The organism is Halorubrum coriense DSM 10284 (genome assembly GCF_000337035.1).
In the GTDB taxonomy this organism is placed as follows: domain Archaea; phylum Halobacteriota; class Halobacteria; order Halobacteriales; family Haloferacaceae; genus Halorubrum; species Halorubrum coriense.
The window spans coordinates 1-12723 of sequence record NZ_AOJL01000054.1; the positions used below are offsets into that span (position 1 = coordinate 1).

Here is a 12723-nt window from a genome sequence, read left to right on the forward strand (position 1 = left end):
CGCCGCTCCAGCATCCACTCCGGTTCGTCCTTGTCCTCCGAGATGACGCGGACCGTCTCCTCGGTGAGGCCCTTTTCGGTCTGGAAGGCGGACTTCTCCTCCTTCTTGAACTCGAAGCGGGCCTCAGTGTTCGTCTCCTCAAGATCGTCTTGTTTTGAACTCATCAAGATATCCTTCAGAGACTACGAACATAAGCGTGGTGTGCCAGAATACTTTTTTGAAACCTATTGTGGTTTCTTTAACGAAAGAGAACAACCTCATGAGATTTAATTTGGTTTCTCAACTTGGCAGAATTTATTATATGACGAGAGCGCTCTCCTGTGTAATCTAGATCACAGTCACTCGTTGGCGAGAACAACTCGACAACACTCGATCGCCGCTTCGATGTGGCGGTCGGCGACCGCGTCGACCGTTTCGTCAGCCGACTCAAGCAGTGTGGCAACCTGACGAACCCGTTTTTGTCTGGTCTGGGTGTCAAGACCGTCACTGGTAGCATCGCGGGCGACGGCTTCAGCCTCTCCAAGCCATCGGTTCGTTGCTGGCGGTACTGGGCGATCTGCGGTCGCAGTTAGATGGGTCGCCAGCGCGTCGACCGCAGCCCGCGGCTCGGTTGGAACGTCTATTTCATCAGTCATCGTTGGCGTATTGGCACCCACTGTGAAGAAGTGTTGTCAAACCTACCCTCCAAATGTTTGAGCATGTTCCAGCTTAGCACAACCTCTTGCTAGCCCATAGTGGGATTCCCGCGTCTTCAGACGCAGGAGGAGGTCAAATCCTCCTCGCCGTAAACCGCGAGGCTTCCCGTCCCACAGGTAATCGATCAACTTCCAAACCTCCTAATCGGGAAAGTGCGGTTGTTGCTCTCTCGGTAGCCAAGAGATGTCGCCGACATATACCACACTACGCAATCGGGCGGACAGGAATCTCTATGTTGCTTGGTGACTATTAACACAAGTATGGAAATTGATTATTTCGTGGGGCTCACCCGACGCTGGCCGGTTCTCGATGTACTGCGAGCGGGACCACTGGACCGGCGTGATCTCCAGGAACGGGTCGGCGTCTCGCGGCCGACAATTCACCGCCAGTTGCGGGCGCTCCGAGATGCCGGGCTGGTGACGAAGCGGGACGGGACGTTCGGGCTCACCCCCGCGGGTGAACTCGCGGCCACCGAGTTCAGCCGAATGTTCGACGTCATGGACACCGTCTCCGCGCTGAGCCAGGTCGCCCTGTTGCTTCCGGTCGCGGAGTTCGACTTCGAGTTTGACCGACTGCGACACGCGGAGGTCACGTTGCCGCGCCACAACGATCCGTTCGCGCCGACCAGACAGATGTTGCGGATCATCCACGGAGCCGACCACATCCGGATGGTCACGTACACCTTCTTGCCGGAAGGTGACCCGGCTGCCAGACGGTGTTTCGTCGAAGAGGGGCAGTCCTTCGAGGGTGTCCTGGACTCGACACTCGTCCGCTCGCTGCTTGAGGACCCAGCCTCAGCTGCCCACCTCCGAGAGCTCCTCACACGAGGTGCGGAGATCAGTATCGCCCCTGAACCGGTACCCATCATCTTGACAATCGCCGACGAGCAGGTCATCATCGGGGCCGTCGACGACGACGGCAGTCCCCGGGGGCTGATCGTGACCGACGACGAGGTAATTCGAGCGTGGGCCGAGGAGACGGTCGACGACTCTCTCGTGGGGGCAGATCAGCTCACCCCGGGGGCTATCGATACTCGAGTGGTGGCGACCGACGGCGGAGGGTGACCCGCACGTCTGCCGGTCTCACTCGGCCCGTTCGGGGAGCGGGCCCAGGAATTCGAAGCCGTATCGGTCACCGGTCGCGAACAGCGACTGGAGCATCTCCTCGGTCGGCTCGATGGGTTCAGAGAGTGACCGGTCGTCGGTCGGCTGGCCGGCCTCCCTGAAGAAGCCCTCGGCACCAGCTGGCGTCATGACTGCGATGACACGACAGACTTCGTCGCCCTCGTTGGCGAAGCCGTGTACTTCACCGCCTGGGACGTAGCCAGACGTGCCCGGGCCGAGCGTCTGATCCCGTCCGTCGACGTGGAGCCGTGCCTCGCCTTCGATGACGTGGAACACTTCGCTCTGTTCGTGCGTGTGAAGCCCGTTCTCGAACATCGGTGGAACCAGCATATCGAGTACGAGGTACTCACCGTCGGTCGTCTTGGCGTCCGCCGTGATGGACAGGGTCGCGCCGAGGACGTGGTAGTGGTCAGGTGTGTTTCGGGTATCGGAGTTGGGAGTGTAGTTCGACATAGTGGTTTCCGAGGGGCGGATGTAGGCCCGCAGCCGGCCCGTCTAGCCCGTTCGCCCCGTCGACTGTACAGAGACACCGAAGAGGATTGTAGTTACCCAGTGAGAATGTCTCACCCGCCGAGACACGGTCGTCCCGCCGACACAGAGTACTCATTCGCACAAGCTGTAGAGGATAGTAAGCCACGTGGTCAACTGTCTGAATAGAAACAGTACGTGTACTGTGCGCCCGTCTGCTGACTACATCTCCCTGTAACAGCCGAGCCCACAGCAGTAATCTGGCCTACCCACCGAGGACTTGGAGCAACGACTGGCACGGTGAGTGATGCGCGCTCTCGAGAGATGTTCGAGACGGCATCGGACTCAGCAGTCGGGGACGCCGCGGAGTCCCGATCCGGAGAGACGCAGCTACTGTTCATCGACTACTCGCCCTCGCTCGATTTTGCCTCATCGGCAATGTCGGGTGGTCGTCGGTCCGCGCTGGTGTCCTTGGGTTGTTCGTCGATTGCCTCCTCCGTCGAGGTGGTCTCCACTGGTTCCGTACCCTCTTCTGGCGGGTGGAGGGCAGACGGGGACGCAACTGAAGTTTTCTCAGGGTCGAGCAGCCACGGGAAGATTATCCGTCCGAACTCGAACGTCATAACGAATAGGAGCGGCGCCAAGAAAATTCCGTACCAACCGAAGAGTAGTGGACCGACGGTGTACGCGAGCATCACAGCGCCGACGTGGAGTGTCCGTCCGCTGACGTAGGGCCGGAGCAGTTGGTCGGGGATGTAGTCCACGACGACGAACGAAATCAAGAAGAACACGACAGGGAACCATAGGGCCTGTGGGTCGAGCCAGAGCGCGCGTCCGAGAAGGTACGCCCCAACGGGCCAGGTCACGATCTTGATGCCGATGACTGGAATGAGGCTTGCAACTCCCACGAGCAGACCGAGGAAGGCCGCCTCTGGGATCTGAGTCACCTGGGGGGCGACGACGTTGAGGAGCGTGTACACTACCGCCGCGAGCACCCCGGTAAACAGAGCGTTCAGGATATTCCCGAAATAGACGTTGTGGAGGTCGACGTCGACTGTCATGAAGTACGTCTCGAGTACCTCCTTGTCCTCAAGGAATGTACTGCGAGCCCAGCGACTGATACGGTAGTCGTCCCGCAGGAGATAGAAGACGAGGATGAGGACGATGAACCCGTTGATTCCGGCGTTGAACGCCACTCCGAACGACGAGAACACCGTCTCCGCAATTTCCCCCAGAGCCGGGTCGAACTGGAGGTCGGTGAGTCGGGCAGGGTCTGTGACCAACGCTTCGAGATAACGCCCGAAATCAGCGAGCAGAGCGGTGATATCGAGGTATGGTTGTACGAGTATCTCGAACTCTTCGAATACATCCGACTCCACCAAGTCCGTCAGCGCCCCGACGAGAATCGCGAACGCCCAGCCGATGATGAACAGTAGCGGTAATACCGCCGTCACCAACGTGACAGCGACGGCGACGGTTCGTGACTCGAGACGGGTGTTGATGCGTCGGAACACCGGGCGGGTGACGTAGTAGACGAACAGTCCCACCACGACAGTGCCGACGAACCGCCACCCGACGTACAGGAGCCCGGCGACCGTTGCGATAGCGACGAGCCAGAGGACCGCGCGACCAGGATCGGACGGGATCCATCTCAACCTCGGCTCAAACTGTTCGACGGACGATGCGTTCGACGGGGCCGTTGCGTTCGGTTCGTTCGGTGGATCTTCGGGCATGATATACTGCTGATACGGACAGTGGTCGGTGATAGGTGAGCGAAGACACGCGTCCCGAACGTCTTCGGGACGGTGTCGTTGAATTCAGTCGAGCGATTCCTCGCCACCGTCGGCTTGGCTAATCGGGGACGGTTGGGTATCGGGCGAGCGTCCGGGGAGCCAGTCACCGATGTTGGCGGCGACGTAGTCTCGGCCGCCGAGGCCGAACGCGATACCAACGGCGAGAGCGACGCCGGCAGCTAGGCCCAAGGCTGCGGCCTGTGCGAACGTATTGAGGATCTGTACGTCGACCCCCATCGTGCCCAGTCCGATAACGATTGTAACGAAGTACAGGAACACACGCATTCCATCGGCGAAGACGTCAGTGTAGCTGGTCTCCGTGATCGTTTTCGTGTGCGCGACGACGTCGGCCAGGAAGTCAGCGAGCACGAATCCGAGGACGATGACGAGCGCACCGGCGACGAATGCCGGCAGGTACGAGACGGCAACCGCGATCCACTCCGAGAGGAGTTCGACCGCGAGGGCGTCAGCCGCCGCGAGTATCGCCAGTGCGTACACGAAGTATGCGCCAACGCGACCGATACTTCGCGAGATCGCTTTCTCAGTCCCACCCAGCGCACCGCCGAGCGGCGTTTTCATAACGAGGCGATCGACCCCGGTCCGGTCGACGGTGCGTCGGACGCCGCCGCCGACGAGACGACCGATGACCCAACCGATGAGCAAAATGACTACTGCGCCGAGGAGCTGGGGCAGGAAGTTGATGACCTCCACGATAGCCTCTTGGAGATAGTCTGGAACGGCTAGGGCATCGATCTGTAACACGAGAGAATTTGTAAATCCCATAGCCACTGCTTGGTGCTATAATCATATTGTTATTTACCTCGTGCTTTGGGTAATTGTAAAATATATTTCATTTCCCGAACAAACGTAGGCTCCTTTTTTGTAGAGAAGTATGAATTGGCAGGTACTGTCGGGTTATTTGTCATAAAGTGGTCATTTCCACCGGGTATGGGGACCAAATCCACGAGAGGCCATTGAATTGCCACTCACTCCGTGACTTCCGACTCGTCCAGTTGCGAAGATTCATCTCCGCGCTAAAGCGCAAGGCTTTCTCCTCGATTCTCCGTACCGGGTGCCCGGTCGGGTGTCGTCACCCTCGCTTGGTTTTAACTGACCCGGGATGGACTCAAATGAGTGCGACGACGATGGTGTACGCGACTGCGCCGCCGAGGAAAAAGAGAAACCGGCCCTGTTGGGGGTTAGGAAGCTCCTCTTTGATTACGTTGAGGATGATGCCGCCGGAGACGAACGCGAACAGCCCGTTGACATCCTCTCCGCCCTGAAGGGCGAAGATTCCCACGGCACCGCACTGTTGGTTTGGGATGTTGAAGGTTTGTAGACGCCTCGATGACGGCTACTGGCTGTGCCAACCAGCCGTTACTCCTACCGGCATGGGATTCGGAGGTACTTCTGACTGCTTACACCCTATTTCGGCACGGAAGAGGGTTTCTTCTGCTTGAAATGAGGGAATCCAGATATTGTTCGATTAGTGTGGCGGGTAGACCGCCTCGGTTACCATTAAATAGCTCTCAGGTTAATTAAAATATCTTTTCACCACGTCGAACGTGGTTCGTGTAGAGTTTGTCGGATTCATCCCCGCCGTTCACGGCGGGGCTTTCTCCTCAATTCTCTGTAAACCGTCAGGATAGCGCAACCCCACGCTAAGCAGAAGTTGAGACTGGCCGTCTCAATGTATACGGTTCTCGAACCGCTTTGTGGCCGTGGACGATGTATTTCCTTCAGTATTTTCGTTAATTTCACACTTAACACTCATTACGGTGGACGTGGTACCTCCGTTCAACGATGTCCATCGACCGAGATACCTTCGAGAAGACGAGCGAGGACGAACTCGAGGAACTTTCCGTCCCGGATCAGGTCCTCGGATTTCTCGCCGCCAACGAGGATCGAGCGTTCAAGGCTCGCGAAATCGCCTCTCAGATCGGCATCGACGAGGGCGCAGTCAGCACCGCCCTCTCGCGACTGAAGGACCGCGACCTCGTCGAACACAAGGCGACGTACTGGGCGATAACTGACGACGCTGAGCGCCTCGACGGATACAGCGGGTACGAGCGAGCGACCGCCTTGTTCAACCAGCAACTCGGGACAGAGGACAAGGAGTCCTGGCGCGAACACGCACCCGAGGAACCGCACCCGGGCGTCGAGGACGAACAGTGACCGACGAAGAGACACCGATTTTCGAGCGTGGCGACGTCGTCTACGGGGATGATCCGTTCAAAGGCGAGGAAGATGCTCGGCCATGGCTCATTCTCTCGAACCATGAAGGCCGTCCGTTCCACGGCGATCAGTATATTGCGCTCACGTTGACGTCGAAATCCTGGATAGACGGTCTGATCGACATTCCCGGTGAGAGTTGGCTTCGTGGGGGGTATTGAGCAACTGTGTAAAGTATATAACGCGATACTATTCTGTGTCTGCTAGTTGAAAAACCGTATCGGAGGATGGCCAGAAATAGACTGTTTTCTGGAATTAAGGAATCTAAAGAAAGGTTCTCAAACAGTTCAATTACATCGGCAGGATGGGAGTGGCCCCGGTCTCGTTTATACCATCACCGACCCGTGAGTGAAATACTCGGTAGAGGCCTCGTAGGGCAGCGCGGAACCACCGGCTTAAAGCGACCGGTCGTGAAAGCTAGTCACATACCACCCGCGCCGATGAGTGACTCAGACCAGCTGCCACTGCCAGACCAGTTAGCCGTACTCCTCCATGAGGGTACGAACGAGGAGACACTGGCGTGTCTCGACCGCCTCAGCGCGACTGAGGCTGAGACTCGCAAGCGTGCGCTGCGGGCGGTTCAGGACATAGCTGTAAAGCAGCCACGCTTGGTTGAGGAACTCGTCGACCCGCTTTCGACGTTTTTGACCGACGAAGACCGGGCTGTCAGGCTGACGACCGCAAAACTGTTCGTCGCGCTGGCGCAGTCAGAACCGACGGTCGTCCTCCCCGCTGTTGACGTCCTTGCTGACCGGCTGGCGGACGAGGACGAGTTCTACTATGTCCGGGCGCGGTGCGCCGAAGCTCTTGGCTACGTTGCCATCAAAGCGCCCAAGCAGGTCACTGATCCGGACACACTCGCCGATCTCCGCATCGGACTGGAGTTCGACGAACCCGAGGTTAAAATGAAGTTGGCGAAAGCACTGGTGTACGTCGCACTCGGTGACGCGAGCCGACTCCGTCATCAGATATCGTCGCTAGCAGCGCATTTGGACGACGAGAATGAACTTGTCCGGTATCACCTCTGTACGGCACTGGTTGTGGTCGGCTGTGAGGACCCGACTGAACTGACCGGCACAGCGGACGTGCTTCGGGAGCGACTCGCCGACGAGAACTCATACGTGCGAGGACGGGCAGCCGAGGCTCTCGGCCTGCTCGCGGGAACGAACGAGGGAGTCGAGTCCGATCCTGTTCTCGCTGAACTCGACATCGATGATGACTCGCCGTTGTTCCTGTCCAAGCGGGTACAGTTCTGTCGTCGAAAACTGACCGACGAGGGGTCTGGGGTGTCCTTGGACGGCGTTGGCACGATCGAGTCGGTTCGGGATGGGACGGACAACATGGTCGAGGAAATGAAAACGCCTGACGACGGTGAGTGCCCCCACTGCGGGCTCGACCTTCCCGAGAGTGGGCCACCGATGTGTCCGCGCTGTGGTACGCCTCGCTGACGGATTCGGCTGGCCTAAAATCCAGAATGTTTTTGATTGTTTAGGCAGGCCTAAATCGTATGGGAGACGATTCCAGCTATCACGAGGCACCGACGCGGCGTGACTACATGAAGTACGGCGGGGCGGTCATCGGTGGGGGACTGCTCGCCGGCTGTGCGGGCCAGTCGGACTCCGGGTCAAATCCGCCCGAGACGGCTAGTGACGGGATCGCGACGAACACGCCGGCACCCGAGGACACGAGCTACTCGGTGGAGATGGCGCCGATGGGTCGGGTTAGCTTCGATACAATTCCCAAGAGCTGGGTCCCGTACGGCGGTGATTACGCCGACATGGGCGTCGCACTCGGGCAGGCAGATGGGCTCACACGCATCGGCAACGCCGGGGAGTACTACACGTACGTCTACGACGAGCTACCCGGCGTCAACGTTGACGATGCCGTACTGGAGCGGCAGTCGTTGATAGACGCCGAGATGGACAAGGAACTGTTCTACGAAATGGACAACGATGTCCACGTCATCGACACCGGAATGCTCCGTAACTGGTTCGACTGGTCAGACGATGACGTCGCGGAGATCTGGAAGAACGTCGCTCCGTTCGTCGGGAACATGATATTTCGGCGATCCGACAGCTGGCACGACTATCAGTACTACGCCCTGTATCAGGCGTTCGAGAAGATGGCCACGCTGTTCGACGAACGCGAGCGCTACGAGGCGTTCCGGGCGCTCCACGACGAGTACATCGCCGACATCCAGTCGCGGCTCCCGCCGGCGACGGAGCGACCGACCGTCATGCTCACTTACGAGGGGACGAACGAGCCAGAAACGTTCTCGCCGTACCGGCTCAACGACAAGGGGACGAGCAAGAAACAGTGGAACGACTTAGGTGTATCCGACGCGTTGGCCGGGACCCCTGTCGAGAACCTCAGTACGGAGAACCGCAGCGAGCTGGACTACGAGAACCTGCTGGAAGTGGACCCGGACGTGCTGCTGATCCGTGGCCACGAGCAGAAGACCCCTACCGAGTTCCGCGACACGGTGCTTGGCTATATGCGGGAACATCCCGTCGGCAGCGAGCTGACGGCCGTCCAGAACGGCCGGGTGTACCGCGGCGGCTACCTTCGTCAGGGGCCGATTCACAACCTCTTCCTGACTGAGCGCGGGGCGAAACAGCTGTATCCTGACGAGTTCGGCACAGTAACCGGCAACGAGGAACTGTTCGACCGGCAGCGGGTCGCTGACATCATCAACGGCGATATCTGACTAATGAGCACACCCAGCCCGCCGGAAGTAGTTGTCATCGGCGGCGGCATCGCCGGTCGCTCTGCCGCAGTGTTCACCGCTCGCCACGGCCTCAACACGCTCGTAGTCGACGCCGGCAGGTCGATCCTCCGGCGCAACGCTCACTTGGAGAACTTCCCCGGCTTCCCAGCGGGCGTCAACGGCCGGCAGCTGCTCGACCTGCTCGAAGACCAAGCAGCGGAGGCGGGCTGTGAGCAGGTGACTGCCACCGTCACGAGTGTGGAGAACACCGAGAGCGGGTTCGCTGTCGAGACCAGTGCCGGCGACCACTACCGCACGAAGTACGTTGTCGCAGCGACGAAGAACGAGGTGGGATATCTCGAGGATGTCGACGACGTCGGCATCATCGACCGCGGAAAGGCATTCGTCGACACCGACGAGCGCGGCCGCACCGGCGTCGACGGCCTGTACGCGGCCGGCCGCCTCGCCGAGAAGCCCCACCAAGCGATCGTGTGCGCCGGTCACGGTGCCGAAGTCGGGGTGACGATTCTCGAAGACGACGGCCGGCCGTTCTATCACGACTGGGTCGCTCCTGAGGGGTACTTTACTGACCGCGATCGGGAGTTGCCGCCCGGTTGTGAGGAGATCGACGAGGCCGAGCGAACGAACCGCGAAGCGCGGTCGCTCGAGACGATGCGCGAGCGCTTCGCCGAACCCCATCCGGACGAACAGCTCACCCACCCCAGTCTGGGGGAGGAGTAACGATCACCGCACAGGAACGAGCATGGTTGGCTCGACACTCATCGACATCAGGCAGTACATCGAAGCCTTCGCCACCGAGGACGGCCAGTACTACGTCCGCTGTGGTCACACGGGTGACCGGCCGGTCCTCGCGACCGGCAACCGATTTCCTGACCGTGCCACCGCCCACGCCGCCGCCCGAGCGACAGAACAGTACCACTCAGCACTCCGGCAATATGACCCACAGGTCCCCTACTATGACCTGATCGTCTGTCAGACGCCCCGAGATATAACACTGGAGCACTCACGGGGATCGAGAACTGAGGCGGAGCACCGGCTCTCCGAACTCGTGATAACGGACAGCACGACGTCCGAGCGGCGTGATATTGTCGAGTTTTGTCACCGCGTCGCCGGTGCGGTCTTTGAGACCCTCTCCGAGGCAAGCTACGACCGCGTTGAAACCGCCGTCATGGACGCGTACCTCAAGCTCGCGGAGACTGTCGGCGACCCTGACGAACTGTGTCTGTGTCTTCTCGAGAGTATGGCCAGCGAACTCGACGAACGGTTGTCTCTCACCGACCAGTCCGAAGTTCTCGCCGACGCCGCGGATCGACTGGAGTCGCCCCCTAGCGACGACACTCCCTTTGATACGATGCTCGCCGCACTCGAGGAGCGAGGCGTCATCGAGAGCTACACACGCTCGCCGTACTCGGTTGAGCTTGACGGCGGTGTAGGATCTGTCGTCGTTTAGCTCTCCGGTTACGCCTTCTCAGCGCGTGACGGTCGACTTCCGGTGCTGCCGGTGACCCTCGAACTCCGCCGACACTACCCGGAGCAGCCGCCACAGTCTGTCCACGTGGCTGTAATCGACGGTGGCTGGTAACTCACGTTTGTCCTCTCGGATATGTTCGAACAGTACGGAGCCGTGAGCGCACCGATCGACAGGGAAACCTGAGATGAGCGTTGACACTCATATCGAGCAAGCGCAATCCCGCGTTCGAGCCGAACAGGAGGCCATCGACGAGAAGCTGGACGCGTACGAGACGTTTATCCGTCGAGTGACGAAACTGGAGACGGATCAGACCCCGTCGTCGACCGCTGGTCTCACGACTGCCGGCGGGGTCACACGTATCGCGACAGACGCATCCGGTCCCGATCGCTGTCGGACCGTACGAACTGCCTTCGACGAGACGATTCGGCACACAGCGTTGTAGACCTCAATGAACCCGAATCCCTGCTCGACACGGTTCGCGAGGAGTTCACCGATGTGATTGCGGTGGCACTCGCGCCGACGACAGACGCCTCGTTCACCCCCGAACTCAAACAGATGGTGGTCGCCGAAGCGCGGTTCCGACGGGCGGAAGCTGCGGCGTTACGGAGGATCGAGGAGAAAGCCTCGCGCTTTATCGCGGGGGTGAATCCGACACTGCTCTTTACAGTCCACTGTTCGATGTTCTGGCTTGATATTCCACGCTGAGCAAATACACAGCTTCAACTAATTTAAACTACATAGGTTACATATGGCAAAATAGGCCGTTACCCGCACCTACACTGCTTCCATTCGGAATCAGTCGTGGGTGTCAGACGACCTTGATTCGCTTGGGTTCGCCGCCTCAAAACTCTGGAACGTCGGACGGTGGACATGTAGCCGAATCTGGGATAAAATCGGTCACATCCCGGACCACAACGAACTCACCACGTATCTCAAAACCCACGAACGCTATGATGACCTTCATTCGCAGTCAAATCAGCGAGTCCTTCAAGAACTCGCTGAGGCGTTCAACGGGTGGTACGGCAAGCGACGCAACGGAGACACGAAAGCGAACCCGCCCGGCTACCGCAAACACGGCGACGAACACCCGCGTTCGACGGTGACGCTCAAGCAGAAAGGCTTCAAACTCGACACCCAGTACGACCGAGTTCGACTCTCAAAAGGCTCGAACCTGAAAGAGTACTGGTCGGATTTTGTCCTGTGTAAGTATCAAACCCGTCCGGACGTTGACCTCTCCGCCGTGGAGAATGTCCAACGAGTCAAGATTGTCTGGACGGGCGACGAGTGGGAACTACGTTTCGTCTGTAAGGTCGAAATCGACGTGTCTAACGGCCCCGATGAGAAAACCGTGGGTGTGTTGATCTCGGTATCAACAACTTCGCTGCGCTCGCGTATGAAGACGGTCACAGCGAATTGTACCCGCTCAACTGCTTGAAACAGGACGACTACTACTTTAGTCGAGAGCGTACCCCCACTCTTCGAGCACGTCGACGACATCATCCGTGTGCTGAAGCCCGACCAGTAACGCTGCCTCGCGGAGATCGGCCTTTCGCACACTTTCTTCAAGTCGACTCTCTATGATTGACCTCTGTGTCCGCTGGACGTTCAGCGTCTCTCCTTGGAGGTGAAGTTGGACTGTCTGCTCGCGGCCGTCTGTGATGCTATTCCGTCGTAGAATCCACGGGATATCACGTCTTGCTGTGTCGCTACTGTTGGTCTCGACGCTACCTCCAGATCCAGTTTCAATCGCGACCTCGGCCGTTTGTGACTCTTCGCCGCCAGTGTCCGTCTCCGTCGAGGCTGGTGCTCCGAACTCTGGTTCACTGTCTTCTTCATCCTCATCGCCCCACCCGTCGACAGTCCCTTCTTTGAAACCCCCCATCAGACAGTCACCTCCTCAGGGTCCTCCAACGTGCCAGGCTCCGGTGGCGCAGGAGCGGTAATTCCGCCCTGCTCTTCGAGGAAGCGTGCGATCCGGTCAAACTTTGCTAACGTCTCTACCTCGTAGTCACGGCGCCGACTTCGGTGAGTTCGGACAAACTCGAACGCACTACACTGGTGTCGCCAGCAGCCTTCCATCATCGAAGTGCGGTCGCCGATCACCTCCGGAACCTCGAAGGGCACGTCTTCGATGATCTCGTTTTGATCTTTTGTTCCCTTGAACTCGATCGGGACTGCTCCAAGGACTCCAACTTCAATGTTCAACTCATT

Annotated in this window: 12 protein-coding genes and 5 pseudogenes; 9 read left to right on the forward strand and 8 right to left on the reverse strand. The window is 59.0% G+C overall.

The window, feature by feature from the left end; translation table 11 throughout:
- Together C464_RS18190 and C464_RS17515 are read right to left on the reverse strand one after the other, a co-directional pair.
- Positions 1-164 (reverse strand): annotated as a pseudogene (locus C464_RS18190) (Fe-S cluster assembly protein SufB); the annotation flags it as partial.
- A 174-nt stretch (positions 165-338) separates the two neighbouring features.
- The gene (locus C464_RS17515; RefSeq protein ID WP_080510440.1) at positions 339-635 is read right to left on the reverse strand and encodes a hypothetical protein; all 297 of its coding nucleotides are present in this window, start codon (positions 633-635) and stop codon (positions 339-341) included.
- Between the two features lie 321 nt (positions 636-956).
- Here C464_RS17515 and C464_RS12505 point away from each other — a divergent pair, with 321 nt between their 5' ends.
- Positions 957-1760, forward strand: a complete 804-nt coding sequence (locus C464_RS12505) for a helix-turn-helix transcriptional regulator (protein ID WP_049911132.1) — start codon at positions 957-959, stop codon at positions 1758-1760.
- An 18-nt stretch (positions 1761-1778) separates the two neighbouring features.
- Here C464_RS12505 and C464_RS12510 read toward each other — a convergent pair whose 3' ends face one another.
- From C464_RS12510 to C464_RS18975, 4 genes are all read right to left on the reverse strand, one after another.
- A complete protein-coding gene (locus C464_RS12510; RefSeq protein ID WP_006114083.1) occupies positions 1779-2273 on the reverse strand; it encodes a cupin domain-containing protein in 495 nt (164 codons plus the stop codon).
- 419 nt (positions 2274-2692) lie between these two features.
- Positions 2693-4021: an AI-2E family transporter gene (locus C464_RS12515; RefSeq protein ID WP_006114084.1), complete on the reverse strand. Its 1329-nt coding sequence runs from the start codon at positions 4019-4021 to the stop codon at positions 2693-2695.
- 84 nt (positions 4022-4105) lie between these two features.
- Positions 4106-4864 carry a mechanosensitive ion channel family protein gene (locus C464_RS12520; RefSeq protein WP_006114085.1) on the reverse strand — a complete coding sequence of 253 codons (759 nt, stop codon included), beginning with the start codon at positions 4862-4864 and terminating at the stop codon, positions 4106-4108.
- Positions 4865-5207: 343 nt separating this feature from the next.
- A complete protein-coding gene (locus tag C464_RS18975; protein ID WP_006114086.1) occupies positions 5208-5381 on the reverse strand; it encodes a hypothetical protein in 174 nt (57 codons plus the stop codon).
- A gap of 503 nt (positions 5382-5884) precedes the next feature.
- Here C464_RS18975 and C464_RS12525 point away from each other — a divergent pair.
- The 8 genes and pseudogenes from C464_RS12525 to C464_RS17525 form a co-directional block, all read left to right on the forward strand.
- Positions 5885-6256, forward strand: a complete 372-nt coding sequence (locus C464_RS12525; protein ID WP_006114087.1) for a MarR family transcriptional regulator — start codon at positions 5885-5887, stop codon at positions 6254-6256.
- Positions 6253-6468: pseudogene (locus C464_RS17520) on the forward strand (hypothetical protein); the annotation flags it as partial. The gene C464_RS12525 and the pseudogene C464_RS17520, both read left to right, overlap by 4 nt.
- 285 nt (positions 6469-6753) lie before the next feature.
- On the forward strand, positions 6754-7761 hold the full coding sequence (locus C464_RS12530) for a HEAT repeat domain-containing protein (protein ID WP_006114089.1): 1008 nt from the start codon (positions 6754-6756) through the stop codon (positions 7759-7761).
- A gap of 59 nt (positions 7762-7820) precedes the next feature.
- On the forward strand, positions 7821-9020 hold the full coding sequence (locus tag C464_RS12535; protein WP_049911134.1) for an ABC transporter substrate-binding protein: 1200 nt from the start codon (positions 7821-7823) through the stop codon (positions 9018-9020).
- A 3-nt stretch (positions 9021-9023) separates the two neighbouring features.
- A complete protein-coding gene (locus tag C464_RS12540; RefSeq protein WP_049911136.1) occupies positions 9024-9761 on the forward strand; it encodes an NAD(P)/FAD-dependent oxidoreductase in 738 nt (245 codons plus the stop codon).
- 22 nt (positions 9762-9783) lie between these two features.
- On the forward strand, positions 9784-10491 hold the full coding sequence (locus C464_RS12545) for a DUF7551 domain-containing protein (RefSeq protein WP_006114093.1): 708 nt from the start codon (positions 9784-9786) through the stop codon (positions 10489-10491).
- Positions 10492-10696: 205 nt separating this feature from the next.
- A pseudogene (locus tag C464_RS20070) lies at positions 10697-11217 on the forward strand (DUF7260 family protein).
- An 82-nt stretch (positions 11218-11299) separates the two neighbouring features.
- Positions 11300-11973: pseudogene (locus tag C464_RS17525) on the forward strand (transposase); the annotation flags it as partial.
- Here the strand turns inward: C464_RS17525 and C464_RS12550 are convergent.
- Positions 11966-12394, reverse strand: coding sequence for a hypothetical protein (locus tag C464_RS12550; protein ID WP_006114098.1), 429 nt, complete (start codon positions 12392-12394; stop codon positions 11966-11968). The pseudogene C464_RS17525 and the gene C464_RS12550 overlap by 8 nt on opposite strands.
- A pseudogene (locus tag C464_RS12555) lies at positions 12394-12723 on the reverse strand (ParA family protein); the annotation flags it as partial. The pseudogene C464_RS12555 and the gene C464_RS12550, both read right to left, overlap by 1 nt.